Genomic DNA, 24,435 nt, shown 5'->3' with positions numbered 1-24,435 from the left:
ATGACGGCGCAACCTAATCCCCCGCATGCTGCGGAGCCTCCTCTATTTACGCGCCCTCGTCCGCCGGACTTGCGTTGAGCAGGCCGTAGCGTTCGGCCCCCAACTGGTCATAGAGGTCGATCTGGGTTTCGAGAAAGTCGATATGGCCCTCTTCATCTGTGATCAGCTCTTCAAAGAGGTTTTTGGACACATAATCCGCCACGCTTTCGCAATGGCCGCGCGCCTCGATATAGAGGGTGCGGGCGTCGTGTTCGGCGGCAAGATCCGCCTCGAGCGTTTCGCGCAGGTTTTGCCCGATACGCAGCGAGTCGAGTTTTTGCAGGTTGGGATGCCCCCCCAAAAAGATGATCCGTTCGATCAGCTTGTCGGCGTGCTGCATCTCTTCGATGCTTTCGGCGCGGGATTTGGCGGCGATACGGCCATAGCCCCAATCCTCTTGCAGCCGGTAGTGGAGCCAATACTGACTGACAGCGGTCAGTTCACTCCGCAGAGCCTGATTGAGATAGTCGATGACCTTGGCGTCGCCCTTCATGTGGTTCTCCCTGTGTGGATGCGCGGCGGAGGCCGCGCAGGTGCATGGGTATGCTCAGGCTATCGGCCTGACGCATGGTGTCAACAAAGAGCGGCAAACATCCGCCGCAATCGGCACGCTTTCCGAGCGCGCGGTAGATTTTGCCGGGGGTGATCAGCGTCTCGGCATCCGCCGCGCGCATCCAGTCCATCGCGCGGTGAATGTCGGCGTCGGTGATGGCCATGCAATGACAGATGATCATCGGTTCAGTCCCTTTTACGGCTAGTGACGTGTTGCGCTGGCAGGTTCGGGGATGCGCGACTGCGGTGCGCGCAGCGCTGCGCGGTGCAGGCAGAGGCCCAAGCGCGCCGCCGCATCCGTGAGAGGCAGGATGGCGCGCGGTTGCACCAGAATACTGGCCAGAAGAAGCGCATCTTCGCGGTCGCCCAAGGCCGCCTCTTGGACAAAGCGGGCAAAGGCGGCCTCGTCCAGCCCGACACAGGCGCAGTTGGGCGCATGACAGCGCAGCGGGCGGCGGATATGCGGGCCCAACACCTCGGTCAGGTCCTGCAACGCCTCGAACGCGGCGAGCGCCATCGGTTCGGCCATGCGATCACACAGGAGCGCATGGGCGCGCAGCGCGCCGCCCGCGTTCCAAGCGCGCAGCGCGGCCACGGTCAGACCGTTCAGCCCGTCCAGCTGTGCCATCTGGTCCACCGGCATCTGGCCGGTCAGGTCGCGCGCGTGCTTCATTTGGTCAGGATCAGTTTGCCCGCGCGGGTGATGCGCAGGGTGTAGATTTGCCCGTCGAGCACGATAAGCGCGGTATTGGCACCATTGGTGAGGGCGCGCGCATCGTGGCAAGGGGCCTCGGCCACCAAAGCGGGATCGGATTTGGTCTGAGCGCGGATCATGCGAAGGCCCTCGCCGGGCTGGTATGAAGAAGTGACATGGTGTTTCGGTCCTTTGTTACAGGGTGGCCGGGCTGACCGCAGGACCGGGCTGGCTTGGCCCTTCTTTTCTGACTTAAACAATCAGGTATGTCAATTCCGATTCTTTTCGTAGGCTTTAATCATGCGCCGCGTGCCCGATTGGCCCCCCGCGCTTGGGCTGCAAGATCAAAAGCATAGCTTGAAATTCCCGGCGGGCGGCGTAACTATCGACGGCGATGCGATGGACCGGGAAATGATCAAGTTCACCCTCAGATGCGCGGATAAGCACGAGTTCGACAGTTGGTTTCAATCCGCTGCCGCCTTTGACAAGCTGCAGGGAGCGGGCATGGTGACATGCGCCGTATGTGGCGGCACTGAGGTGCAAAAGGCGTTGATGGCCCCCAGCCTGCATACTGCGCCCGACAAGGCGCCTGCCCCGGCCCCAACCCCAGAAGAACAGGCGCTGGCGCAGCTCAAACGGCAGATCGAACAGAATTCAGAATATGTTGGCCTTAATTTCGCGCGGGAGGCGCGCGAGATGCATGATGGGCTGGCCCCGGAACGCGCCATTTATGGCGAGGCGAAACCCGAAGAGGCGCGCAAGCTGATCGAGGATGGCGTGCCTGTGGCCCCCCTGCCCTTTGTGCCGCGCCGCAAATCCAACTGACCGAAAGGCCCCGTCATGCATATCCTCATCACCGGTGCCAATCGTGGCATCGGGCGCGCCCTCGCCGATCATTACCGCCAAGCGGGCCATGAGGTGACTGCCACGGCGCGCAGACCGTCGGAGGGGGAGTTGGCGCTGGATGTGACCGATCCCGCCTCTTGTGCGGCACTTGCCGCGCGGCTGGGCGGTCGGGCGGTGGACCTTTTGATCTGCAATGCGGGCGTATACCTCGACAAGGGGCAGGCATTGGCAGAGGGCTATGCGGCGCAGATGTGGGCCGACACCTTTGCCACCAATGTAACGGGCGTGTTTCTGACCGTGCAGGCGTTTCTGCCGCATCTGCGGGCGGGCAAGGGCGCGAAAATCGCGATCATTTCCAGCCAGATGGCCAGCCACACCCGCGCGCCGGGGGGCAGCTATATCTATCGGGCGTCCAAGGCGGCGGCGCTCAATCTCGGGCGCAATCTGGCCAGTGACCTTGCGGGCGATGGCATTGCCGTGGGCATCTATCACCCCGGTTGGGTGCGCACCGAGATGGGCGGCGATTCGGCGGAGATTTCGGTAGAAGAGGCCACGTCCGGGCTTGTGGCACGGTTCGCGGCGCTGGATTTGGCATCAACGGGGTGTTTTCAAACCTGGGACGGGCGCGACCACCCCTATTGAAGCGTCAGGCGGCAAAGACCGTCGTCATATCGGCAAAGCCCTTGAGTTCCACCGGATTGCCCGAAGGATCACGGAAGAACATCGTCCATTGCTCGCCCGGCTGCCCCTCGAACCGGACCGAGGGGGGGAGGACGAAATCGACCGCCGCCGCCGTTAACCGCTCGGCCACGCCGCGCCAGATGTCGAGCGGCAGCACCACGCCGAAATGCGGCATCGGCACCATGTGATCGCCGACCTTGCCGGTGGCTTGTGTGGCAAAGGGCGTGCCCAGATGCAGGCTGAGTTGATGGCCGAAGAAATCGAAATCGACCCATGTCTCGGTGGAGCGCCCTTCGATCCCGCCCAAGAGCCCGCCGTAAAAGGCGCGCGCCTCACCCAGATCGGTTACATTGATTGCCAGATGAAAGGGATGTGCCATATCATGTCTCCTCATGCCCGTTGCATGGCACCTAGCGATGCCTTAACCGGGTTTGCAAGGTATATGACGCGGGAGGACGCTGAAATGACATACGGATTCGACACGTTGCAGGTACATGCGGGCGCGCGGCCTGATCCGGCCACGGGCGCGCGGCAGGTGCCGATCTACCAGACCACGGCCTATGTGTTTCGCGATGCCGATCACGCGGCGGCGCTGTTTAACCTGCAAGAGGTGGGGTATATTTATTCGCGCCTGACCAATCCCACGGTCGCCGCGCTGCAAGAGCGGGTGGCCACGCTAGAGGGGGGCGCGGGCGCAGTCTGTTGTTCCTCGGGCCATGCGGCGCAGATCATGGCGCTGTTTCCGCTGATGGGTCCGGGGTTGAATGTGGTGGTCTCGACGCGGCTTTATGGCGGCTCGATCACGCAATTCAGCCAGACGATCAAGCGGTTTGGCTGGTCGGCCAAGTTTGTTGATTTCGACGATCTGGGGGCCATTGAGGCCGCGATTGACGACAATACCCGCGCGGTGTTCTGCGAATCCATCGCCAATCCGGGCGGCTATATCACCGATCTGGATGCGGTGGCGGCGGTGGCCGACAAGGCGGGTCTGCCGCTTATTGTCGATAACACCTCGGCCACGCCGTATCTCTGCCGTCCGATCGAACATGGGGCGACATTGGTCGTGCATTCGATGACCAAGTTCCTGACCGGCAATGGCACAGTCACGGGCGGTGTGGTGGTTGATTCGGGCAATTTCAATTGGTCCGCGTCGGACAAGTTCCCGTCCCTTTCGGCCCCGGAACCCGCCTATCACGGGCTCAAGTTCCACGAGACCTTTGGCCCCTTGGCGTTCACCTTTCACGGCATTGCCATCGGGCTGCGCGATCTGGGCATGACGCTCAATCCGCAGGCGGCGCATTACACGCTGATGGGGATCGAAACGCTGTCCTTGCGCATGGCGCGGCATGTCGAGAACGCGGAAAAGGTAGCGGCCTGGCTGGAAGGGCATCCGGCGGTTGAGGCTGTGACCTATGCGGGTCTCAAATCTTCGCCCTGGCATGACAGGGTGGCGCGGATTTGCCCCAAGGGGGCGGGCGGGCTGTTCACCGTGGCGCTCAAGGGGGGCTATGGTGCCTGTCTCAAGCTGGTGGATAGCCTTAACCTCTTTAGCCATGTTGCCAATCTGGGTGATACACGGTCGTTGATCATTCATTCCGCCTCGACCACGCATCGGCAGCTTACGCCCGAGCAACAGACCGCCGCCGGGGCCGCGCCCAATGTGGTGCGGATTTCCATCGGAATCGAGGATGCCAAGGACATCATCGCCGATCTGGAGCAGGCGCTGGCCAAGGCGAGTGCATAATCGGCCTTGCGCCGGGGCGCGACCGGATGGTTGGCCTCGGCGCGAAGCTGCTGTAGGATGGGGGGATCGAGAACAAGGACTCCCGCCGATGTCGGACGAGTGTTAAAGCGTTCCCCATGAAACCGAATTTTGCCCTGTCCCTTTCTTTTGAAGGCATCGGCCTTTTGCACCGCGCGGGCAGCGCGGGCTGGCATCTTGTCGGCGATGTGCCGCTTGATGCGGAGGATTTGGCGGGGGAACTGGCGGCGCTTAGGGCCAAGGCGGCGCTGCTTGACCCGTCGGGATTGTCCACCAAGCTGATCATTCCGGACGAGCAGATCAAATACATGGATCTGCCCGCCACAAGCGCGCCGGACGGGGATTATGACCGGGCCGCCGCCGAAGCCTTGGAAGGGGCGACGCCCTATCACATTGATGATCTGGTCTATGACTGGAGCGTGGAGGACGGGCGGCTTTATATCGCCGCCGTGGCCAGCGAGACCTTGGACGAGGCTGAGGCCTTTGCCGCTGAGCATCGGTTCAACCCGGTGAGCTTTGTCGCGCGGCCGCAATCAGATCGCTTTGCGGGCGAGCCGTTCTTTGGAGCGGCGGCGCAGGCGCGGGGCGTGGACCGCGACGAGGCACCGGTGCGTATTCTGGGCAGCGCGCGCCTGCCCGAGGCACCACCACCGGTGGAGAGCGTGGCCAGTGCCGCGCCAGTCATCGCGCCTGCCGCGGACGCGGCTGTGGCCACGCCCAAGGCCCCGAACACCGCTCCCGTGCCTGCTCCTGCCCCTGCGCCGCCCGCGGCCCCGGACAAGCACGTGGCCCCTGCGCTCAAGGCTGAACCGGACCTGCCGGCGCTGTCGTTTTCCAGCGTCCGGGCCGAGCGGGGGGCGCCGATTGCCGGGGCACCCAAGCTGGAAGGTGCCGCGCGGATCACACCGCTGCCTGATACCGCCCCTTCCCCAGAGTTGCCGCGACCGGGCGCTGCGCCGCTTTTGACCGGCGGGGCAAATCCGGCGCTGACCGATCTGGCCGCCGCAAGCCTTGCGCCCGAAGCGGCGAAGGGAGCGGGCCTGGCCGGGCTGCTTGCGCGCCGGGACAAGACGACGGCCCCTGAACGGGTTGTGGCCAAGCCTGCGGATGAGGCGGAGCGTCTGACGGTGTTTGGCGCACGCAGCCAGCCCTCAGCACGTGGCAAGCCCCGGTTTCTGGGGCTGATCCTGACCGCGCTTTTGCTGCTCTTACTGGTGGGCGTGGCGGCGTGGTCGACGATCTTTGGCGGAAGCGATCCGGCAGAGATTTCGGTTGAGAGCGCGCCTGAAATCGCGCTGACGCCACCGATTGAGGCGGAGCCGGAAGTCGCCGTCGGGGTTGAAGCAGAGCCCGTACCGGAGATTACCCCCCCGGAACCAGAGGCTGAGCCAGAGGCAGTTGCGACCACGCCACCGCCCCCCGAAGACTTGACGCCGGATGAGATGATGGCGCGCTATGCCGCCACGGGCATCTGGCCATTGGCCCCCGAGCCGCCCGCGCAGACGGATACCACCGATCTGGATGAGTTTTACCTGACCTCGATTGACGAGGCCGTAAACTTTCAAGATGCCGTGGCGCTGCCCCCGGCGTCTGAGACCGTGCTTGACCGTCGCCCCGAGACCCCGGCCGCGCCCGCGCCGCCGGGCACGCAATTCACACGTGATGCACGCGGCTTTGTGCAGGCCACGCCAGAGGGTGCGCTGACGCCTGACGGTATCTTGGTGCGGGCCGGGCCGCCGCCGGTGCGCCCCCCCGAGACCCCCACCCGCGCGCTGCCGGTTCCCGGATTGGAGCAAAGCGCCGAGACCGCCGCCGAGGCGGCGCGGCTGGGCGGTATCCGCCCCCGCACCCGCCCCGAGAACCTGATCGAGCAGCAAGAGCGCGGGGCGCTCTCGGGTCTTACACGCTCCGAGCTTGCGTCGCTGCGTCCGCGCCTGCGCCCGCAAGCGGTGATCGAGGCGGCAGCGGCGGCAGCAGCCCCGCCGCCCGTCCCAGAGGTGCAGCCCGCCGATATCAGCTCCGCCTCGCTGGCCGCCGCGCTGATCGAGGCCAATCGCGGCTCTGTCGCCGAGAGCCTGCCGCAGGCGGTGGGCACGTCGATCAAGCCCAAGGTGCGGCCACAAGAGCTAGAGCAGGCCGCGCGCGCGCCGCAGCCGGACCGGGCGACGCCGGGCGAGGATGAGGAACCCGAAATCCAGACCGCTGCTGCCGCGCGGGTGGCCCCCAATATTCCCACAACCGCCTCGGTTGCGCGATCGGCCACCGAGGCCAATGCCATCAACCTGCGCAACGTCAATCTGATCGGCGTCTACGGCAGCCCGCAAAGCCGCCGCGCGCTGGTGCGGCTGGCGAATGGTCGGTATCAAAAGGTGCAGGTGGGCGACCGGCTGGATGGGGGGCAGGTTTCAGCCATTGGTGATTCCGAGTTGCGCTATAACAAACGCGGGCGCGACGTGGTGCTGCGCATGCCGAAGGGGTAGGATAATGACCTACGCCCTTATTCGCTGATGGACGGGTTCCTGTTTCAGGCCACGGTTTACCTTGCCGCCACTGTGATCGCCGTGCCGATTGCGGCGCGGTTGGGATTTGGATCGGTGCTGGGCTATCTGGCTGCGGGCATTCTGATCGGGCCGGTTTTCGGGCTGGTGGGCGGGCATGAGACCGCAGAATTGCAGCATGTCGCCGAGTTTGGCGTGGTGATGATGCTGTTTCTCATTGGGCTGGAACTGGAACCCCGCGCGCTTTGGAATATGCGGCACCGCTTGCTGGGTCTGGGCGGATTGCAGATCACCGTGACAACGCTGACGGTGATGGTGGCGGGGCTTTACCTTTTGGGGATGGGATGGAGCGTGGCCTTGGCGGTGGGGTTGATCTTTGCGCTCTCCTCCACGGCCATCGTTCTACAAACCCTGTCGGAAAAGGGGTTGATGCAGACGCAGGGCGGACGATCAGCCTTTTCCGTTCTGCTGACGCAGGACATTGCCGTTATCCCGATGCTGGCGTTTTTGCCCCTTCTGGCCCTGCCCAAGACGCCCGAGATGATCATGGGCGAGCTTTTGTCGCGCGGCGCGCCTGAGGCGGGGCATGGCGCGAGCGGGCCGCATGAGGCGGCGCAAAGCTTCATCGCCTCTTTGCCCGGTTGGGGGGCGACACTGGTCACGATTGCGGCGGTGGCGTCGATTGTGCTGGCGGGGGTTTACCTGACCCGGCCGGTGTTCCGCTTTATCCATGGCGCGCGTCTGCGCGAGATGTTCACGGCGATTGCCCTGTTGATCGTGGTGGGGATTTCATTCCTGATGACGCTGGTTGGCCTCTCGCCCGCGTTGGGGGCGTTTCTGGCCGGTGTCGTGCTGGCCAATAGCGAATTCCGGCATGAGTTGGAAAGCGATCTGGCCCCCTTCAAAGGGCTGCTGTTGGGGCTGTTTTTCATCACCGTGGGGGCGGGGATCAATTTTACGGTGCTCTTTGGTGCGCCGGTGTTGATCGTGGGATTGGCGCTTGCGGTGATCGTGACCAAAGGGGCAATCCTCTATGTGCTGGGGCGCATTTTTGCGCTGCGCGGGCGCGATCTTTGGCTTTTTACGCTGTCGCTGGCGCAGGCGGGCGAATTTGGCTTTGTTCTCGTGGCCTTTTCGGTGCAGCAGCATGTGCTGCCTGCCGGGCTGAGCGAGGTAATCCTGTTGGTGATCGCGCTGACGATGCTGATCACGCCACTTCTCTTCATTCTTTATGATGTCCTGTCGCGAAACCTGCGCGAGCGGGGCGAGGCACCGGAGGCCGATACGATTGATCAGACCGGGCCGGTGATCATCGCGGGCATCGGGCGTTTTGGACAGGTGGTTAATCGGCTGGTGCGTTCCAGCGGGTTTGAAACCGTTGTGCTGGATCACGACCTTTTGGCCATCGAACGGATGCGGCGGTTTGGCGTGCGGGGGTTCTTTGGCGATCCGACGCGGCCTGACCTGTTGCATGCGGCGGGGTTGGCGCGGGCGCGGGTCTTGGTCGCGGCGCTGGATGATCCCGAAGCGACGGTGCGGCTTGTGAGCTTTGCCCGGCGCGAGCGCCCGGACCTGCATATCATCGCCCGCGCCTATGACCGCACGCATGTGTTCCGGCTGTATCAGGCGGGGGCCAATGACATCGTGCGCGAGATGTTTGACAGCTCGTTGCGCGCGGGGCGCTATGTGCTGGAAAACATGGGGCTGACGGAATTCGAGGCGGCGGAGCTGGAAAAGACATTTTACCAGCATGATCGCCAATCGGTGCGGGAATTGGCGGCGCTGTGGGACCCGGCGCGCCCGACCGTGGAAAATGACGCCTATATCACCCGCGCGCGCGAGCTGGAGGCGGAATTGCAGACCATGCTGCTGTCGCAACTGGAAGAAACGGGCGGCCCGAAAGCGTAAGGCGCAGAATGTTCAGGTGCCGCCCTGTTCCTTGACCATGCCGGTCAGGCGCGGGCCGCCCCAACGGCGGGGGGCAAGGCCACCCACGCTTTCGTGCAGACGCTCGGAGGGGTCATGCCCCACCACGCGCGGACCGCGCAGCACAAAGATCTTGCCCCAGCCCACCCATGTGCCGACGGAGGGCGCGTTTACATCCTGCGGAAAGCGCGTGCGCCAGTCTTGGGGTAATGGCAGCGCGCAGCCCTCTAGCCGCTCGAGCATCCAGACCAGCGGGATATTGGCAAGGGGGCGCGCGGCGTGGATGCCGCAGAGTTGCCCACCCACATCCGAATGACAGCCCCGGAACCAGACCTGTTCGACATGGCCGCCAAAATTGGGCGGACAATCCCAGAGGACGGGCGCATAGGCCTTGCGTGTCTCGTCGAGGGCCAGCGCGTGAAAGCCATTCCGCGTGGTGCGCCCGAGGTGATGATTGTGAAAGCCATGCGCGTCGGCGCGATAGCGCCACAGGATCGGGATGCGCAGGCCCAGCGCCTTGACCGTATCCCAGACGCCGATCATCTCGACATGGGTGTCGCCGTAGCAATGGGCGCGGGCAAAGGCCTGTGCGGCGCGGCCCGACGGCGTGCAGCGGTAATGGCGAAAGGCCTGATGCACATTGCGTTCGGTCGCCTCTTCGGCGCGCAAAAGGCCGATGCGGTCTATCACCCCCGCCAGCGAGCGCACCGCATAGGCCCCGCGCGAATAGCCCATCAGGAATATCCGGTCGCCGGGCCGGTAGCGATTGGCGAGATAGCCATAGGCGCGGCGAATTTGGCGATTGATACCGCGCCCCATGACGATATCGCCGGTTGCGCGCCAGTCGCGCCACTGAATCCCCGCCTCGTAATAGAGCGAGAGATTGGCCCCCGACACCTCGCGCAGCAATTTATAGGTGAGGCCAGCGTTGGTTTCATAGCCCGGTGTCAGGCTCGACATGGTGCCATCGAGGATCAGCACATGATTGACCGGGCCGCGCCGGTGACCAAAGGCCGGATGCCCCGCGCTCGGCCCCGGTCGCAGCCAATCCAGAATGCTTTTGGTCCATCCCCGCCATGACATGACGCACCGCCTTTACCGCCCGAAAACGCGCCCATGGCATCACAGGCGCGACCGGACCTTGGGGTAAGTTTGCGCAGAAATCCGTTGCGATTCCATGAAATTCGGCGTGAGCCGCGCGTTACAGATGCGCCACGGTCACAACGTCGCGCAGGCCGTAGCCGTTGAAATCGGTACTGAGGCAGCGGGTATAGGCGCCCATGCCCGCGATGAGCAGATAATCGCCCTCGGCCAGATCACCGGGCAGGGGCAAGGGATCGGGCAGCCGGTCAATGCTGTCGCAGGTGGGGCCAAAAACCACGCGCGGGTGCGGCGCGCCGGTGCGCGGCGTGCCATCGGGGGCCAGAACGGTGATCCGGTCCGGCGCGCCGATGTCGCGGATTTCGGTGAGGCCGCCGTAGACGCCATCATTGACGAAAATCGCGCCGGTCTCGCGCAGCGCCTTGACGCGCACGGCAAGGCTGAACGCCTCGGCCACCATGGCGCGGCCCGGTTCGCACACGAGCGCCGGGGCATCCGCGCCAAAGACACGGGCGACCTCGGCCCCGATATGGGTGAAGATTGCGCCAAGGTTCGGCATGGTCCCGGTGCGATGCGACGCAAAGCCGCCGCCCACATTGAGCCGCGCGAGACGCACGCCAGCGCTGCGCGCCACCTCGGCCACAACGCCGATATAAGCGCCCCATGCGACCGGGTCGGCGCATTGCGTGCCGGGATGAAAGGTCATTGACGGGGTAAAGCCACGGTCTGCGACCACGCGCAGCAACTCTGCCGCGCGCTCTGGTCCGACGCCGAATTTGGCCCCGAAATCATAGGCAGCCCCCCGCACCGGCAGGGCAAGCCGTACGGTGATTTCGGCATCCGGTGCAATCCGCCCCGTCAGCTTGTCCAATTCGCGCAAGTCGTCGATGGAATAGGACCGCACGCCCATGTGCGCCGCGACCTCGATCTCGGGGACAGAGCGCACGGGGTTGTTGTAATGCAGCACGGCAGCCGGGCAAACGCTGCGCACGGCGCGCATTTCCTCGGGGCTGGCCACGTCAAAGGCGGTGATGCCCGCCGCCACCAGATTGGCCAGCACCTCGGCCCCCGGATTGGCCTTGACCGCATAGGTCACAAGGCCGGGAAACCCGGCCTGAAAGGCCTGTGCGGTGGCCTGCAATTGGTCGGGCGAGAAATAGAGCAACGCCGCGTCGGGGGTTTGGCGCATCAGATGCGCGCGCGGATCGGACCAAGGGGCGGCGTTTTTCATGGGCATACCTCAATCTGCTACGTGTTTTCTTTGAGTGTGCTGCGAAATCTCGTCGATTCAGGGTGGCGTTTCGTATAGATTGCAGGAAATTTTCGTCGTATTGACGGAGGCACAATGCAAACCGACGAAACTGATCGCGCGCTGATCGCGCTCTTGCAGGAAAACGCCCGCCTGCCGGTGGCGACATTGGCGCGCCGTCTGGGTCTGGCGCGGACCACGGTGCAGGCGCGGCTGGAGCGCTTGGAAAACGCCGGGATCATCACGGGCTATAGCGTGCGGCTGAGCCAGAGCGCCCGCCCTGCCCTGCGCGCCACCGCGCTTGTCAGTATCGAGCCGCGCTCTGGCCCTGCGGTGTTGGCGCGGCTCAAATCTTTGCCTCAGGTGCGGCGGGTGCATACCACCTCGGGGCGGTTCGACCTGATTGTGACGCTGGAGGCCGAGACCACCGAGGCGCTGGATGAAACGCTGGACCGGATCGGCGAGGCCAAGGGCGTGCGTGGATCAGAGAGCCTTATTCACCTGAGCACGAAACTTGACCGGGGCGCGTGAGGCGCGGCCGGGATTTGCGTATTTGCGGAACGGTGAAACCGGGGGCGGGTCGATTTTCCCGCACCGCGCCTTTTCCTTTGCCGTCACATTCGCTAGAGCAGGGCAAACCCCGTTTTGCAGGATCACGACGTCATGGCGATGGAAAAGACATTCAATGCGGCCGAGGCCGAGACGCGGCTTTATCAGGCGTGGGAGGACGCGGGCGCGTTCCGGGCTGGGGCCAATGCCGCGCCGGGGGCTGAAACCTTTAGCATCATGATCCCGCCGCCCAATGTGACGGGCAGCTTGCACATGGGCCATGCGTTCAACAACACCTTGCAGGATATTCTGATCCGCTGGCACCGGATGCGGGGCCATGACACCCTATGGCAACCGGGGCAGGATCACGCCGGCATCGCCACGCAAATGGTGGTCGAGCGCAAGCTGGCCGCCGAGGGCGCGCCCACGCGGCGCGAGATGGGGCGTGAGGAGTTTCTCAAGAAGGTCTGGGAGTGGAAAACCCAGTCAGGCGGCACGATCATCAATCAGTTGAAGCGGTTGGGTGCCTCCTGCGATTGGTCGCGCAATGCCTTTACCATGTCGGGCGCGCCGGGGGCCCCTGCGGGCGAAGAGGGCAATTTCCATGACGCGGTGATCAAGGTCTTTGTCGATATGTACAACAAGGGTCTGATCTATCGCGGCAAGCGGCTGGTCAATTGGGACCCGCATTTCGAGACGGCGATTTCCGATCTGGAGGTCGAGAATATCGAGGTGGCGGGCCATATGTGGCATTTCAAATATCCGCTCGCCGGTGGGCAGACCTATGAATATGTCGAAAAGGACGCCGACGGCAATGTGACCCTGCGCGAGACGCGCGATTACATTTCCATCGCCACGACCCGGCCCGAAACCATGCTGGGCGATGGGGCGGTGGCGGTGCATCCGTCGGATGCGCGCTATGCGCCCATCGTCGGCATGCTTTGCGAAATTCCGGTGGGGCCCAAGGAACATCGCCGCCTCATTCCGATCATCACGGATGAGTATCCGGACCCCAATTTCGGCTCGGGTGCGGTCAAGATCACCGGCGCGCATGATTTCAACGATTATGGCGTGGCCAGCCGCAATGGCATCCCGATGTATCGCCTGATGGACACGCGCGCGCAGATGCGGGCCGATGGCGCGCCCTATGCGGACTGCGCGGCGCGCGCGCAGGAGATTGCGGAAGGGGCCGCATTTACGGCCGAAGAGATTGATACGCTCAACCTCATCCCCGACCATCTGCGTGGGCTGGACCGGTTCGAGGCACGCAAGCGTGTCGTCGAGCAGATCACGGCCGAAGGGCTGGCGGTGATGGTAGAGGTCCCGGGTCAAGCCCGGGACGCCGAGGACAGCGTCGAACCCGCGCCCGAGATGGTCCCCTTTGTCGAGGCCAAGCCGATCATGCAGCCCTTTGGCGACCGCTCCAAGGTGGTGATCGAGCCGATGCTGACCGATCAGTGGTTTGTCGATACCGCCAAAATCGTTGGCCCCGCGCTGGATGCCGTGCGCTCGGGCGAGGTGACGATCCTGCCGGAGAGTGATCGCAAGGTCTATTTCCATTGGCTGGAGAATATCGAGCCTTGGTGCATCTCGCGGCAACTCTGGTGGGGGCATCAGATTCCGGTGTGGTATGGTTTTGACCTGAGCGCGCCGGAGTTCCACGATGACGAGGGCGATGGCACGCTTGATCTGGTAGAGATGCTGCGGCTGTTGAATGAGGGGCATTTGGGGCCGCTGATGGAATGCGGGGCCGATTTCGAGGGAGTTACGGCAGCGTTTCACGACCGTCTGGCAAATCTGCCGGTGCCGCTGGCGTCGATGCAGGTGGTCGAGGTCGAGAGCCGCGAGGCCGCCTTGCACCGTTTGGCGAGTGCGCTGGCCGATTACACCGCCACGCAGGACCCGACCCATCTGGTCTATCCGGTCTGGCGTGATCCCGACGTTCTCGACACGTGGTTTTCCTCTGGCCTCTGGCCCATCGGCACGCTGGGCTGGCCCGAGGATACGGCGGAATTGCAGAAATATTTCCCCACTTCGGTTCTGATCACCGGGTTTGACATCATCTTTTTCTGGGTCGCCCGGATGATGATGATGCAATATGCCGTGGTCGGGCAAAAGCCGTTTGCCCATGTCTATGTCCATGCTCTCGTGCGCGACGAGAAGGGCAAGAAAATGTCCAAGAGCCTTGGCAATGTGCTCGATCCGCTCGACCTGATCGAGGATTATGGCACCGATGCCGTGCGGTTCACGCTGACGTCGATGGCGGCCATGGGGCGTGACCTCAAGCTCAGCAAAGAGCGCATTGCGGGCTATCGCAATTTCACCACGAAACTGTGGAATGCCGCGCGCTTTGCCGAGATGAATGGCGCTGTGGGCAGCGCGGGCACGGTGCCCGCCCCCACCGCGACGGTCAACAAATGGATCATCGGCGAGACCGCCAAGACCCGCGCCACCGTCGATGAGGCGCTGGAAAATTTCCGCTTCAACGATGCGGCGGGTGCGCTTTATGCCTTTGTCTGGGGCACGGTCTGTGACTGGTATGTCGAGTTTTCCAAGCCGCTTTTGCTGGATGGCGATGCCGCGACCAAGGCGGAAACACAGGCGACAATGGCGTGGGTCATTGACCAATGTCTGATCCTTTTGCACCCGATCATGCCCTTTGTGACCGAGGAGCTGTGGGGCACGCTGGGCACGCGCGCGAAGATGCTGGTGCATGGCGATTGGCCGACCTATGGGGCCGAGTTGATCGACGCCGAGGCGGACCGCGAGATGAATTGGGTGATTGCCCTGATCGAGCAAATCCGATCTGCGCGCGCGCAGATGCATGTGCCTGCGGGGCTTTATGTGCCGCTTTTGATGACAGAGTTGAACGAGGCCGGGCGCGCGGCCTGGGCGCGCAATGAGGTGATGATCAAGCGTCTGGCGCGGGTTGAGAGCCTGAGCGATGTGGATGCCTTTCCCAAGGGCTGTGTCACCGTGGCGGTGGAGGGCGGCAGCTTTGGCCTGCCTCTGGCCGACATCATTGACGTGGCCGAGGAAAAGGCGCGGCTGGAAAAGACGCTGGCCAAGCTGGAAAAGGAATTGGGCGGGCTGCGCGGGCGGCTGAACAACCCCAATTTCGTGGCCTCTGCCCCCGAAGAGGTGGTGGAAGAGGCGCGCGAGAACTTGGCCCTGCGCGAGGAAGAGGACAGCAAACTGCGCGCAGCCTTGGCACGGTTGGCGGAACTGGGCTGAGCCCCCCACTTGTCGCATGCTTGAGACTGCGGCCCCAAGGCCGCAGTTTTTAACGCGCTAGGCGCGACCTGCAAGAATGTCTAGCGCGGGATCGCGACCTGTCGGGTATGGGGGCGGCCCAGCGCAAAGGCGCGCCGCGCTGTCGAGAGATCACTCAAAGTATCTTTGGAGACCATGCAAAGCCCGCAGGCTAGGTGCATACTGAAGTTGTGCAAGACGTTGCCACACACGCGCGAGGCCAAATCCAAATGCGTAAGTCGCTGAAAATCGTCTACGAATACAGAGGCAGCCGTGCCAGTCTGACGGATGGCGGTCTCTTGAATTCCAGTCTCATCGACGCGCGTTCCGGGGGCTGCCGCCCCTGTCCGGCATGTCGATCACCTTCGATATCGCTGCGACGGTCTCTCACAGCCTAACTTCATTTCCACCTCACTTGGTAAAGGGCACACCCATGGAAACTCTGTCTGGACATACGCCGATCAAGGACCCTGCTGTTGGACCCAACCTTCTCGCGCTGGCGCGGGAGCGTCGCGTTGCCGCAGTCGACGGCCATCCGCGGCTGGCTTATGTCGCGCGGTTGCGCGACCATATGGGGCTTCAACATGAGATCGCCTTTGCGACCTCAACAGAGTTCGAAACCGTCGAGAAGAACACGCGAGAGAACGGTCTTTGCGACAAGATCGTAGTGCTGGACATGAATGTGCGCGCGATCAAGCCGCGCCCTTTGGTGTTGTCGCCCTGCCAGCGTATCAAGGCGTATCACGCGCTGGCAATCGCGGCGGAATAAGGCACGCGAGCGCGCGTCGTCGAAGGACGGCGCGCGGTGGCAAACCTTGTCGGATCAAACACCGGGTGGGGTGCGTGGCTTGGCGTCAGGCGCGGGACCAGCGGTGCATCACATCGCCGCCCAAGGCGCGGGTTTCTACCAGCCGGTAGCGTTGGGCCTCGTCCAGCCGCGCGAGGCCCAGAGCGCCGACGCCCGGCAGACCCTCGGCACCGATGGCAAATCCTGCGGTAAAGCCCACCAACTCATCCACCAGCCCCGCCGACAGGAGCGATGCCGCGAGCGCCCCGCCACCTTCGCAGAAGACCCGCGTCAGCCCCTCGGCCCCGAGCGCATGGAGCACCGAGGCCGGATCGACCTGGCCTTGTGTCACCTCGCAGGGCAAGAGCCGTGCGCCAATGCCCTGCCAAGCCTTGACCAGCGCCAGATCGACATGTGGCCCATGGCAGAGCCAGAGCGGCACATCGCGCGCTGTGCGGGCGAGATTGCTGAGGAGCGGCAGATCAAGGCGGCGCGAGACCACGACCCGCACCGGTTGGCGGCGCGCGCCCATGTCACGCACGGTGAGTTGCGGATCATCCGCCCGCGCGGTCCCGGCCCCCACCATCACCGCGTCATGGCGGGCGCGCAGGCCGTGGACCACGCGCCGCGCCTCTGGACCGGTGATCCATTGGCTGTGTCCGGTCGCGGTGGCGATGCGGCCATCAAAGCTCGAGGCGAGTTTGAGCGTCACGAGGGGCCGCCCGATTTCGTTGCGCATGAGAAAGCCAGCCAGATCACGCCCGGCCTGTTCTGCCATGACGCCGGTGCGCACCTCGATGCCCGCCGCGCGCAGCATGGCAAAGCCACGACCGGCGACGCGCGGATCATTATCGTCAAACGGGGCCACGACCCGCGCGATGCCCGCCGCAATAAGTGCGTCGGCGCAGGGTGGGGTTTGGCCGTGATGGGCGCAAGGCTCGAGCGAGACATAGGCCGTGGCCCCGCGCGCCAGTTCCCCCGCCTGCGCCAATGCCTGAGGTTCGGCATGGGGCCGCCCGCCCGGCGAAGTCCAGCCACGCCCGACGATGCGCCCGCCCTGCACGATGACGCAGCCCACGGCGGGGTTGGGCGCGCATTGGCCCATTCCCCGCCGCCCCAGCGACAGGGCCAGCGCCATAAAGCGGGCGTCGGCGCCGGTCACGCGTCCGGTTTGGGATTATGGGCCGCGTCCTCGGGCCGCAATTCGCTGACGAAGCGGTCGAAATCATCCGCTTCCTGAAAGTTCTTGTAGACGCTGGCAAAGCGTACATAGGCCACGGTGTCGATCCGGGCCAAGCTTTCCATCACGATCTCGCCCACGGTTTTCGAGGGAATATCGGTCTCGCCCATGCTTTCCAGCCGTCGCACAATGCCGGAAATCATCTGTTCGATGCGCTCGGGCTCTATGGGTCGTTTCTGGAGCGCGATGCGGATCGAGCGTTCCAGCTTGTCGCGGTCGAAATCCTCGCGCCGACCATTGGATTTCACAACTACCAGATCGCGCAGTTGCACGCGCTCATAGGTGGTGAAACGACCGCCGCAGCCCGGGCAAAACCTGCGCCTGCGGATCGAGACATGCTCTTCCGCTGGGCGCGAATCCTTGACCTGTGTGTCGATATTTCCGCAAAACGGGCAGCGCATTGGCCGTCCCCCTTTTCTGTCCTTGCCTCTTGGATCATGGGTCTGATGCCCAGTTATCCACAGCCACTATAGGCCAGCCGCAAGGTTTTGGGTAGGGGGGATTTTACTGCCCCAGATCATGGGGACGAAGCGGGATCAAAAGCTGTAATTTACGGTTCCGGCGCGGCATTTAAGGTGCGCAATCTCGCCTTTGCCGTCCTGCAACACCACCACGCCGCCAAAGCGGCTGTCGGGTTTGCTGTCGTCGACTGCGTCGAACTTATCGAACCCTGCATAGACCTCGTAAATCACGGCGTTGTTGCGCAGGCGCACCGCCTCCCAGATGGTGCGACCGATGCCGGGCCATGGCACGAGTTCGGCCCCGTCGCCGATGGGGCGTGTCAGCGCCAGCTCTGGCGTGCCGCCTTTGGGGCCAAAGCGGTAACTGACCTCGGTCTCGCTGCGGCAGACGCTGAGCGCCTTGCTGCCTCGCTCCATGTCGCAGGTGAGGAAAGCTGTCTGGCCTTCGGGACAGGCGGTGGCGGGATAGGCGATGACGCTCACGAGGGCCGCAATCCATCCACGCATTCGCCCTGCCCCTCTGTGTCCGCTCAGTTTTCCGACAGCGCGACCTTCATATCCGTGACCTGATAGATCACCTCGCCATCCGCCTCGACCCTTCCATTGGCCACACCCATGGTCAGGCGCCGTGTCTGCACCGCCTTGGTGAAATCCACGTAATAGGTCAGCATCTTGCGGTCGGGCCGCACCATGCCGGTGAGTTTGACCTCGCCCACGCCCAGCGCATAGCCACGCCCCTGCCAGCCACGCCAGCCAAGGTTGAAGCCGGTCAATTGCCAAAGGCCGTCAAGACCCAGACAGCCGGGCATGATCGGGTTGCCGGGAAAATGGCATTTGAAGAACCACAGGTCCGGGGTGATGTCGAACTCTGCCACCACATGCCCCTTGCCATGGGCACCGCCATCGCCGGAAATCTCGGTGATGCGATCCATCATCAACATGGGCGGTTCGGGCAACTGGGCATTGCCCGGTCCGAACAACTCGCCTCGGGCACATTTAAGCAGGTCGTCACGGTCGAAGCTGCTTGGATAATCGGCCATGCAGGCGGCCCCCTTCATTGCAAATACCGGTCACTGCCCCCTCTATCATCCTGCAAAAGGCGCATGCAAGCCTGCGACATCACCGCACCTCGAATTGCCCAGTGCAGGAAATTAATTGAAACCACCCCCATGCAGGCCCTATATTGGATGAAACACGGGATGAACGAGACGATGACAGCCTATGACACGATGACCACTGAGGCCGGAACGATTGCCGGAAAATGGCTTTCCGATGCAGGATTGCGGCCCACGCGGCAGCGCATGACGCTGGCCACTTTGCTGATCGGCGATGGCAAACACCGCCATGTGACCGCCGAGAGCCTTTATGCCGACGCGCAAAACAGTGACGAGGCGGTGTCCTTGGCTACGGTCTATAACACGCTGCGCGCCTTTTGCGACGCGGGTCTGCTGCAAGAGGTGACGGTGGATGGCTCGAAGAGCTATTTTGACACCAATACCGTCGATCATCCGCATTTTTACTGGGAAGACGAGAATCGGCTGAGCGACGCCCCGGCGAGCGAGCTGGAAATCGCACGTCTGCCCAAGGCCCCGGACGGGGCCGAGATCACCTCGGTGGATGTGGTGATCCGCCTGCGCCGGACCAAGTGATCCCGCGCAGCATGCGCGCGGTCAGCTACACGCGCTTTGGCGCGGCGCATGATGTTCTAAGCCTGCATGAGACAGACACGCCTGCGCCCGCTGCGGGCGAGGTGCTGGTGCGACTGCATGTCTCGGGGGTGAACCCGTCGGATGCCAAGGCGCGGGCGGGAAGCCGCCCCGGTGTCACGAAACCCGCCTATCCGCGAATCATCCCACATTCGGACGGGGCTGGCGTTGTTGCTGCGGTGGGCGAGGGCGTCAATCCGGGGCGCATCGGGCAGCGCGTTTGGGTCTGGAACGGTCAGTGGCAACGCAGCCATGGCACCGCCGCCGAATTCATCGCCCTGCCTGCGGTGCAAGCCGTGCCTCTGCCGGATGAGGTGTCGTTCGAGGTCGGCGCGACGCTTGGTATTCCCGGCCTCACGGCGGTGCAGACGGTGTTTGGCGGCGGCGATGTGGCGGGACAGACGATCCTGATTTCTGGCGGGGCGGGGGCCGTTGGGCATACGGCCGTGCAACTGGCCCATGCCGCCGGGGCACAGGTGATTGCCACCTGTTCGGCCCCCGCGATGGAGCGGGTGCGCGCGGCCGGGGCACGCCATGTGTTCGACTATGCCGATCCGGATCTGGCGGCACAGATCATGGCGGCGACGGGTGGGCGCGGTGTCTTACGCGCCATCGAGGTGGAGTTTGGCCAGAACGCCGCTTTGCTGGCCGAGGTGATGGCCCCCAACGGCACCATCGCCGCCTATGGATCAGGCAAGGACATGGCACCGACGCTGCCGTTTGGGCCATATCTTTTCAAGGCGCTCAAGATCGACATCACGCTGATCTATATCCTGCCATGGCCCGCCCGCGAGGCGGCGATTGCCCGGCTGCATGCCGCACTTGAGGCGGGCACGCTGCACCCGGAGATTGCGATGCGCCTGCCGCTGACGGATTGCGCCAAAGCGCATGAGGCGGTGATGACACCGGGGCGCGCAGGCGCGGTGCTGCTCGATATCGGCTAAGCGCCCGCCGAGAGGCCATGGGCGTCAGTCAAGCCCACCATAATTTCCATTTCATATCAAATGCTTGATAGAATTAGGCCCCCGCCCCGGAATATTTCGCGGGGCGGCACGTTTTCACGAAACGAGATCATCAACACGCTCATTGAATGACGAAAAGGAACGGGTCATGACGACACCACACCTCAGCCGGCGCTTTTTTATTGCCGCACTTGCTGGCGGCGCAGTGACGGCGGTCGCCGGATGCGTGCCGGATATGCCGGTGATCCAGCTGCCAGGGGCATCGGCGCAGCTTGGGTTTGGGCTCTGGGCGGGGGTGCCCGGCGCGAAATTCGGGGATCGGATTGATCGCACCGTCGGGGCGCGGCGGATTCAGGGGCCGCGCCGTTGGACCCATCCGGTGACAGGCCAGCGCATGACGATCTATGTGCGCACGAAACGTGAGAAATCCGGCACCAAGACCAGCTATTACACGCTGCGCCCGGATGGCATGGCCCTGGCGCGGGTGCTCGACAAGCGACCGGGCGCGGCCAACAGATATTTCACCGGTGATGGCTTTGTGCCGGTCGGCCCATGGCGCAGCGGCATGACCAAAAGCTACAAGATGGCGCAGCATATGGGCGGCAAGACAACGCGGTTCACGGTGACGATCCGAGTGACCAGAGTGTCCTTTACCTACAAAGGCCGCCCCGGTTCGATGGAGTATATCTGGACCGAGCGGACCCAATCGGGGCGCAAGACCAAGCAGCTGCGTTATATCTACAGCCCCAGCATCGGATTGGCGGATGTGGACAACCTGATGAAATGAGCGCGGGCGCGACCGGGATCAGAGCAGATTGCGCCTGATCGGGGTCACATCGCCCCGGCCTTCAAGCCGGGGCCTCCACGCTGCTGCGGTGAGGTCCCGGGTCAAGCCCGGGACGGGTGTGGTTTCGATCAGCGCATCACGCCCCGGAAAACTCCGGTCGCGCCCCTTGGCACTTGGAGGCCTAGCCGATGGCCACCAGTTCGATGGCAAAGGTCAGGTCCTTGCCTGCGAGCGGGTGGTTGGCATCCAGCACGACTTCGGTGTCGGAGACTTCGGCCACCGTCACCGGCAGCACCTGACCCTGCGGCGTCTGCATCTGCAACTGTGTGCCCGGATCAAGCGGGATTTCCGCCGGGATATCGGCGCGGGGCACGGCCTGCCGGGCATTGGGATCAGGCTGGCCATAGGCCATATCGGCGGGCACCTGAACGGTTTTCTTGTCCCCCACGGTCATGCCGGGGATCGCGGCATCAAGGCCGGGGATGATCTGGCCCGAGCCCACGGTGAATTCCAGCGGATCGCGGCCCGCGCTCGAATCAAAGGTGGCACCATCGGCCAGTGTGCCGGTGTAATGAATGCGGACAGTATCGCCCGATTTGACCTGCGTCATGGGATTTCCAATCTGTTGTGAAGGGGGATGGGTTTGCAAGGCCACGCAAGGATTGCGCGGGTGCTTGAGACGACTGCCTGTCAATTTAGGCAAGCTGATCCGGATTTGCAAACCGATGCCCAAACTCTGACGCGGCCGTGGTGTTCGGGGTCTTTCCCCCTCTGACGTTCCGTGACAGTCTGCGCGCAACGAACGAGGGGACACGATGCCGATTACCACCTGCATTTTTGATGCCTATGGCACGCTCTTTGACGTGGCCGCCGCCGCGCGCAATGCCGCGTCCGAGCCGGGACGCGAGGTTTTTGCCCGGCACTGGCCCGCGATTGCCGAGAAATGGCGGCTGAAACAGCTGCAATACACCTGGCTGCGCGCCGTGATGGGGCAACACACCGGGTTTTGGCAGGTCACACAGGACGGGCTGGATTGGGCACTGGAGGCGGAGGGGCTACAGGGCGACAGCGACTTGCGCGCGCGGCTGTTGCAGCTCTATTGGGAGCTTGAGGCCTATGCCGAAGTGCCCGCCATGCTGGCCGCGCTGAAAGCGGCGGGGATGAAGACCGCCATTCTCTCGAACGGATCGCCGGATATGTTGCAAGGCGCGGTAGACTCTGCCGGGATTGGCGATGTGCTTGATGATGTGCTCTCGGTGGAGAGTGTGGGCATCTTCAAACCGGCGCGGGGGGTCTATGATCTGGTGGGGCAGCGGTTTGGCTCTGCGCCGGATGAGGTGCTTTTTGTATCGTCGAATGGCTGGGATGCGTCTGCGGCGGCAGGCTATGGGTTTACGACCGCTTGGGTCAACCGCGCGGGTGATCCGGTGGATCGCCTGCCCGCCACACCGCGCCACCAATTGCGCGACCTCACAGGCATCCCCGATCTGGTGCGCGGCTGATGGGGCGGTTTAGCACCTCGGACGGCGTGTCGCTCTATTACTCTGATGAGGGGGCGGGCGCGCCGATCCTGTGCCTTGCGGGGCTGACGCGCAACAGCGCCGATTTCAGCTTTGTCGCGCCGCATCTGGCGGGCTACCGCGTGATTTGCATGGATTATCGCGGGCGCGGGCAATCGGATCATGCGCCCGATTTCATGTCTTACAACATCCTGCGCGAAGGGCAGGATGCGATTGAACTGATGGACCATCTGGGGTTGGAGCGCGTGATACTGATCGGCACATCGCGCGGCGGGCTGATCGCCATGGCGCTGGCCTATGGGCAGCCTGCACGCCTGCGCGGTGTCGTGCTCAATGACATCGGGCCAGAGGTGGCCCCCATCGGGATCGAGCGGATCATGGATTACGTGGGCAATGAGCCGGCGCAGGCCGATCTGGAGCAGTGCGCCGCCGCGCTTGCCCATGTCCATGCCGCTGGCTTTCCCGGTGTGCCGCTTAGTCGCTGGCGGCAACAGGCAGAGTTCATGTTCTATGAGAAACCGGGCGGCGGGCTTGGCCTGCGCTATGACGCGCGGCTGCGCGATGCGCTGGTGGGGCAAGCGGGGGCGGGCGAAGCAGTGGACCTGTGGCAACTTTTCGACGCGCTGCGCGATATTCCCACCGCCGCGATCCGAGGGGCGAATTCCGACCTTCTGAGCCTTGAGACCTTTGAGAAAATGCAGGCGCGTCATCCCGCGCTGATCACCGCCACCGTGCCCGACCGGGGCCATGTGCCCTTTCTCGACGAACCGCAATCCCTCGGCGCAATACGCGCCCTATTGGACCTGACAAAATGACCGACATCACGATGATCCGCGCCGCCGCCACCCGTCTGGCGGGCCATGCAAGGCGCACGCCGCTGCTCTCTTCGCCCTTTCTGGACGAGATCGCGGGACGGCGCGTATTCGTGAAACCCGAATGCCTGCAACATACCGGCAGTTTCAAATATCGCGGTGCGCGCTCGGCTGTGTCGGCGCTGGATGAGGGCACCCGCGCGCGGGGCGTGATCGCCTTTTCCAGCGGCAACCATGCGCAGGGTGTGGCGCTGGCGGCGCGGCAATTCGGGGTGCCCAGTGTCATCATCATGCCCGGCGACGCGCCGCGCATGAAAATCGACAACACCCGCGCGCTGGGGGCCGAGGTGGTGCTTTATGACCGTGCGACCGAGGATCGAGACGCCATCGGCGCGGCGCTGAGTTCTGAGCGCGGTCTGACCCTGATCAAACCCTTTGACGAGCCACAGGTGATCGCAGGCCAAGGCACCATCGGGCTGGAGATTGCCGAGGATGCGGCGGCCATGGGCATTACCCGCGCCGATGTGCTGGTCTGTTGCGGCGGTGGCGGTCTGACCTCGGGGATCGCCCTTGCGCTTGAGGCAGACGCGCCGGGGCTGCGCGCGCGCCCTTGTGAGCCGGAAGGCTTTGATGACGTCGCCCGTTCGCTGGCATCGGGCCAGATCGAGCGTAACGCCCGCACCGCGGGCAGTCTCTGCGATGCCATCATCACGCCGCAGCCGGGGAACATCACCTTTCCGATCATGCAGCTGCTGTGCGGTCCGGGATTGGTGGTGAGCGAGGATGAGGCGCTGCACGCGGTGGCGCTGGCCTTTTCGCGGCTTAAACTGGTGGCAGAACCGGGCGGTGCCGTGGCGCTGGCGGCCGCCCTTTTTCGGGCCGATCAGATCGAGGGCGAGGCGGTTTTCGTCACCATTTCTGGTGGCAATGTCGATGCGGATGTATTCTGCGATGCGCTGTCGCGCTTTGCTGTCTGAGCTCTGATCATGGGCCAAACCTGAGCCGCGTCAT

The 24,435-nt window shown here is 63.8% G+C and carries 26 protein-coding genes; 14 read left to right on the top strand and 12 right to left on the bottom strand.

The annotated features are described in order from the left end of the window. Window positions 1-46: 46 nt before the first annotated feature. From bfr to hemP, 4 genes are all read right to left on the bottom strand, one after another. On the bottom strand, window positions 47-532 hold the full coding sequence (bfr, locus tag GC127_RS14380; RefSeq protein WP_008280575.1) for a bacterioferritin: 486 nt from the start codon (window positions 530-532) through the stop codon (window positions 47-49). Then, window positions 480-713 (bottom strand): bacterioferritin-associated ferredoxin, encoded by a 234-nt coding sequence (locus tag GC127_RS14375; RefSeq protein ID WP_368074233.1) that lies wholly within the window; start codon window positions 711-713, stop codon window positions 480-482. The genes bfr and GC127_RS14375 overlap by 53 nt, the downstream gene beginning before the upstream one ends. An 80-nt stretch (window positions 714-793) precedes the next feature. Further along, window positions 794-1,264 (bottom strand): hypothetical protein, encoded by a 471-nt coding sequence (locus tag GC127_RS14370; protein ID WP_151978791.1) that lies wholly within the window; start codon window positions 1,262-1,264, stop codon window positions 794-796. Then, on the bottom strand, window positions 1,261-1,425 hold the full coding sequence (gene hemP, locus GC127_RS14365; RefSeq protein WP_008280579.1) for a hemin uptake protein HemP: 165 nt from the start codon (window positions 1,423-1,425) through the stop codon (window positions 1,261-1,263). The genes GC127_RS14370 and hemP overlap by 4 nt, the downstream gene beginning before the upstream one ends. 160 nt (window positions 1,426-1,585) lie before the next feature. Between hemP and GC127_RS14360 the strand changes: the two genes are divergently transcribed. Both GC127_RS14360 and GC127_RS14355 read left to right on the top strand, forming a co-directional pair. Then, window positions 1,586-2,110 (top strand): DUF1178 family protein, encoded by a 525-nt coding sequence (locus tag GC127_RS14360; protein WP_308341292.1) that lies wholly within the window; start codon window positions 1,586-1,588, stop codon window positions 2,108-2,110. A gap of 15 nt (window positions 2,111-2,125) precedes the next feature. Continuing rightward, window positions 2,126-2,773: an SDR family oxidoreductase gene (locus GC127_RS14355; RefSeq protein ID WP_081506673.1), complete on the top strand. Its 648-nt coding sequence runs from the start codon at window positions 2,126-2,128 to the stop codon at window positions 2,771-2,773. Between the two features lie 4 nt (window positions 2,774-2,777). Here GC127_RS14355 and GC127_RS14350 read toward each other — a convergent pair whose 3' ends face one another. Further along, window positions 2,778-3,191 (bottom strand): VOC family protein, encoded by a 414-nt coding sequence (locus GC127_RS14350; protein WP_081506674.1) that lies wholly within the window; start codon window positions 3,189-3,191, stop codon window positions 2,778-2,780. A gap of 84 nt (window positions 3,192-3,275) precedes the next feature. Here GC127_RS14350 and GC127_RS14345 point away from each other — a divergent pair, with 84 nt between their 5' ends. From GC127_RS14345 to GC127_RS14335, 3 genes are all read left to right on the top strand, one after another. Next, window positions 3,276-4,556 (top strand): O-acetylhomoserine aminocarboxypropyltransferase/cysteine synthase family protein, encoded by a 1,281-nt coding sequence (locus GC127_RS14345; protein ID WP_037297460.1) that lies wholly within the window; start codon window positions 3,276-3,278, stop codon window positions 4,554-4,556. A 116-nt stretch (window positions 4,557-4,672) separates the two neighbouring features. Further along, window positions 4,673-7,054 (top strand): hypothetical protein, encoded by a 2,382-nt coding sequence (locus GC127_RS14340; RefSeq protein WP_151992564.1) that lies wholly within the window; start codon window positions 4,673-4,675, stop codon window positions 7,052-7,054. 27 nt (window positions 7,055-7,081) lie between these two features. Continuing rightward, window positions 7,082-8,980, top strand: coding sequence for a monovalent cation:proton antiporter-2 (CPA2) family protein (locus GC127_RS14335; RefSeq protein WP_081506676.1), 1,899 nt, complete (start codon window positions 7,082-7,084; stop codon window positions 8,978-8,980). Between the two features lie 12 nt (window positions 8,981-8,992). Here the strand turns inward: GC127_RS14335 and GC127_RS14330 are convergent, their stop codons facing one another. Both GC127_RS14330 and GC127_RS14325 read right to left on the bottom strand, forming a co-directional pair. After that, the gene (locus tag GC127_RS14330; RefSeq protein WP_151978790.1) at window positions 8,993-10,081 is read right to left on the bottom strand and encodes a DUF2235 domain-containing protein; all 1,089 of its coding nucleotides are present in this window, start codon (window positions 10,079-10,081) and stop codon (window positions 8,993-8,995) included. Window positions 10,082-10,199: 118 nt separating this feature from the next. Further along, a complete protein-coding gene (locus tag GC127_RS14325) occupies window positions 10,200-11,330 on the bottom strand; it encodes a type III PLP-dependent enzyme (protein ID WP_151978789.1) in 1,131 nt (376 codons plus the stop codon). A gap of 114 nt (window positions 11,331-11,444) precedes the next feature. Here GC127_RS14325 and GC127_RS14320 point away from each other — a divergent pair, with 114 nt between their 5' ends. From GC127_RS14320 to GC127_RS14310, 3 genes are all read left to right on the top strand, one after another. Beyond that, complete coding sequence (locus tag GC127_RS14320; protein ID WP_008280588.1) at window positions 11,445-11,879, top strand: Lrp/AsnC family transcriptional regulator; 435 nt, start codon at window positions 11,445-11,447, stop codon at window positions 11,877-11,879. A 132-nt stretch (window positions 11,880-12,011) separates the two neighbouring features. Further along, the gene (locus GC127_RS14315) at window positions 12,012-15,131 is read left to right on the top strand and encodes a valine--tRNA ligase (protein WP_151978788.1); all 3,120 of its coding nucleotides are present in this window, start codon (window positions 12,012-12,014) and stop codon (window positions 15,129-15,131) included. Window positions 15,132-15,582: 451 nt separating this feature from the next. Further along, a complete protein-coding gene (locus GC127_RS14310; protein WP_008280590.1) occupies window positions 15,583-15,918 on the top strand; it encodes a hypothetical protein in 336 nt (111 codons plus the stop codon). 85 nt (window positions 15,919-16,003) lie between these two features. Here GC127_RS14310 and ribD read toward each other — a convergent pair whose 3' ends face one another. The 4 genes from ribD to fabA form a co-directional block, all read right to left on the bottom strand. Beyond that, window positions 16,004-17,074 (bottom strand): bifunctional diaminohydroxyphosphoribosylaminopyrimidine deaminase/5-amino-6-(5-phosphoribosylamino)uracil reductase RibD, encoded by a 1,071-nt coding sequence (gene ribD / locus GC127_RS14305; RefSeq protein WP_151979759.1) that lies wholly within the window; start codon window positions 17,072-17,074, stop codon window positions 16,004-16,006. 20 nt (window positions 17,075-17,094) lie between these two features. Next, window positions 17,095-17,577 carry a transcriptional regulator NrdR gene (nrdR, locus tag GC127_RS14300; protein WP_008280592.1) on the bottom strand — a complete coding sequence of 161 codons (483 nt, stop codon included), beginning with the start codon at window positions 17,575-17,577 and terminating at the stop codon, window positions 17,095-17,097. A 135-nt stretch (window positions 17,578-17,712) separates the two neighbouring features. Then, the gene (locus GC127_RS14295; protein ID WP_151978787.1) at window positions 17,713-18,144 is read right to left on the bottom strand and encodes a hypothetical protein; all 432 of its coding nucleotides are present in this window, start codon (window positions 18,142-18,144) and stop codon (window positions 17,713-17,715) included. Window positions 18,145-18,167: 23 nt separating this feature from the next. Then, window positions 18,168-18,677, bottom strand: coding sequence for a bifunctional 3-hydroxydecanoyl-ACP dehydratase/trans-2-decenoyl-ACP isomerase (gene fabA, locus GC127_RS14290; protein WP_008280595.1), 510 nt, complete (start codon window positions 18,675-18,677; stop codon window positions 18,168-18,170). 189 nt (window positions 18,678-18,866) lie between these two features. Between fabA and irrA the strand changes: the two genes are divergently transcribed. The 3 genes from irrA (at window position 18,867) to GC127_RS14275 (ending at window position 21,092) form a co-directional block, all read left to right on the top strand. Beyond that, the gene (irrA, locus tag GC127_RS14285; protein WP_037297550.1) at window positions 18,867-19,286 is read left to right on the top strand and encodes an iron response transcriptional regulator IrrA; all 420 of its coding nucleotides are present in this window, start codon (window positions 18,867-18,869) and stop codon (window positions 19,284-19,286) included. A gap of 11 nt (window positions 19,287-19,297) precedes the next feature. After that, window positions 19,298-20,287, top strand: coding sequence for an NADPH:quinone reductase (locus GC127_RS14280; RefSeq protein WP_151978786.1), 990 nt, complete (start codon window positions 19,298-19,300; stop codon window positions 20,285-20,287). A 166-nt stretch (window positions 20,288-20,453) separates the two neighbouring features. Beyond that, window positions 20,454-21,092, top strand: a complete 639-nt coding sequence (locus GC127_RS14275) for a hypothetical protein (RefSeq protein ID WP_151978785.1) — start codon at window positions 20,454-20,456, stop codon at window positions 21,090-21,092. 181 nt (window positions 21,093-21,273) lie between these two features. Here GC127_RS14275 and GC127_RS14270 read toward each other — a convergent pair whose 3' ends face one another. Further along, on the bottom strand, window positions 21,274-21,702 hold the full coding sequence (locus GC127_RS14270; RefSeq protein WP_008280601.1) for a peptidylprolyl isomerase: 429 nt from the start codon (window positions 21,700-21,702) through the stop codon (window positions 21,274-21,276). Between the two features lie 205 nt (window positions 21,703-21,907). On the opposite strand from GC127_RS14270, the gene GC127_RS14265 reads away from it, so the two are divergent. The 3 genes from GC127_RS14265 to GC127_RS14255 are packed head-to-tail and all read left to right on the top strand — an operon-like array spanning window position 21,908 to window position 24,401. Beyond that, a complete protein-coding gene (locus GC127_RS14265) occupies window positions 21,908-22,594 on the top strand; it encodes a haloacid dehalogenase type II (RefSeq protein WP_008280602.1) in 687 nt (228 codons plus the stop codon). Continuing rightward, complete coding sequence (locus GC127_RS14260; RefSeq protein WP_081506682.1) at window positions 22,594-23,427, top strand: alpha/beta fold hydrolase; 834 nt, start codon at window positions 22,594-22,596, stop codon at window positions 23,425-23,427. Before GC127_RS14265 ends, GC127_RS14260 begins: the two co-directional genes overlap by 1 nt. After that, window positions 23,424-24,401, top strand: coding sequence for a threonine/serine dehydratase (locus GC127_RS14255; protein WP_151978783.1), 978 nt, complete (start codon window positions 23,424-23,426; stop codon window positions 24,399-24,401). Before GC127_RS14260 ends, GC127_RS14255 begins: the two co-directional genes overlap by 4 nt. Window positions 24,402-24,435: the final 34 nt, after the last annotated feature.

The organism is Roseovarius sp. EC-HK134 (genome assembly GCF_902498815.1).
In the GTDB taxonomy this organism is placed as follows: Bacteria; Pseudomonadota; Alphaproteobacteria; order Rhodobacterales; family Rhodobacteraceae; genus Roseovarius; species Roseovarius mucosus_A.
The sequence above is the reverse complement of the archived record's forward strand: the minus strand, read 5'-3'. Positions and strand labels throughout refer to the sequence as shown.

Coding starts and splice junctions, on each gene's coding strand:
- bfr (WP_008280575.1), bottom strand. CDS start 532: ATGAAGGGCGACGCCAAGGTCATCGACTATCTCAATCAGGCTCTGCGG.
- GC127_RS14375 (WP_368074233.1), bottom strand. CDS start 713: ATGCGCGCGGCGGATGCCGAGACGCTGATCACCCCCGGCAAAATCTAC.
- GC127_RS14370 (WP_151978791.1), bottom strand. CDS start 1,264: ATGAAGCACGCGCGCGACCTGACCGGCCAGATGCCGGTGGACCAGATG.
- hemP (WP_008280579.1), bottom strand. CDS start 1,425: ATGATCCGCGCTCAGACCAAATCCGATCCCGCTTTGGTGGCCGAGGCC.
- GC127_RS14360 (WP_308341292.1), top strand. CDS start 1,586: ATGCGCCGCGTGCCCGATTGGCCCCCCGCGCTTGGGCTGCAAGATCAA.
- GC127_RS14355 (WP_081506673.1), top strand. CDS start 2,126: ATGCATATCCTCATCACCGGTGCCAATCGTGGCATCGGGCGCGCCCTC.
- GC127_RS14350 (WP_081506674.1), bottom strand. CDS start 3,191: ATGGCACATCCCTTTCATCTGGCAATCAATGTAACCGATCTGGGTGAG.
- GC127_RS14345 (WP_037297460.1), top strand. CDS start 3,276: ATGACATACGGATTCGACACGTTGCAGGTACATGCGGGCGCGCGGCCT.
- GC127_RS14340 (WP_151992564.1), top strand. CDS start 4,673: ATGAAACCGAATTTTGCCCTGTCCCTTTCTTTTGAAGGCATCGGCCTT.
- GC127_RS14335 (WP_081506676.1), top strand. CDS start 7,082: ATGGACGGGTTCCTGTTTCAGGCCACGGTTTACCTTGCCGCCACTGTG.
- GC127_RS14330 (WP_151978790.1), bottom strand. CDS start 10,081: ATGTCATGGCGGGGATGGACCAAAAGCATTCTGGATTGGCTGCGACCG.
- GC127_RS14325 (WP_151978789.1), bottom strand. CDS start 11,330: ATGAAAAACGCCGCCCCTTGGTCCGATCCGCGCGCGCATCTGATGCGC.
- GC127_RS14320 (WP_008280588.1), top strand. CDS start 11,445: ATGCAAACCGACGAAACTGATCGCGCGCTGATCGCGCTCTTGCAGGAA.
- GC127_RS14315 (WP_151978788.1), top strand. CDS start 12,012: ATGGCGATGGAAAAGACATTCAATGCGGCCGAGGCCGAGACGCGGCTT.
- GC127_RS14310 (WP_008280590.1), top strand. CDS start 15,583: ATGGAAACTCTGTCTGGACATACGCCGATCAAGGACCCTGCTGTTGGA.
- ribD (WP_151979759.1), bottom strand. CDS start 17,074: ATGGCGCTGGCCCTGTCGCTGGGGCGGCGGGGAATGGGCCAATGCGCG.
- nrdR (WP_008280592.1), bottom strand. CDS start 17,577: ATGCGCTGCCCGTTTTGCGGAAATATCGACACACAGGTCAAGGATTCG.
- GC127_RS14295 (WP_151978787.1), bottom strand. CDS start 18,144: ATGCGTGGATGGATTGCGGCCCTCGTGAGCGTCATCGCCTATCCCGCC.
- fabA (WP_008280595.1), bottom strand. CDS start 18,677: ATGGCCGATTATCCAAGCAGCTTCGACCGTGACGACCTGCTTAAATGT.
- irrA (WP_037297550.1), top strand. CDS start 18,867: ATGACCACTGAGGCCGGAACGATTGCCGGAAAATGGCTTTCCGATGCA.
- GC127_RS14280 (WP_151978786.1), top strand. CDS start 19,298: ATGCGCGCGGTCAGCTACACGCGCTTTGGCGCGGCGCATGATGTTCTA.
- GC127_RS14275 (WP_151978785.1), top strand. CDS start 20,454: ATGACGACACCACACCTCAGCCGGCGCTTTTTTATTGCCGCACTTGCT.
- GC127_RS14270 (WP_008280601.1), bottom strand. CDS start 21,702: ATGACGCAGGTCAAATCGGGCGATACTGTCCGCATTCATTACACCGGC.
- GC127_RS14265 (WP_008280602.1), top strand. CDS start 21,908: ATGCCGATTACCACCTGCATTTTTGATGCCTATGGCACGCTCTTTGAC.
- GC127_RS14260 (WP_081506682.1), top strand. CDS start 22,594: ATGGGGCGGTTTAGCACCTCGGACGGCGTGTCGCTCTATTACTCTGAT.
- GC127_RS14255 (WP_151978783.1), top strand. CDS start 23,424: ATGACCGACATCACGATGATCCGCGCCGCCGCCACCCGTCTGGCGGGC.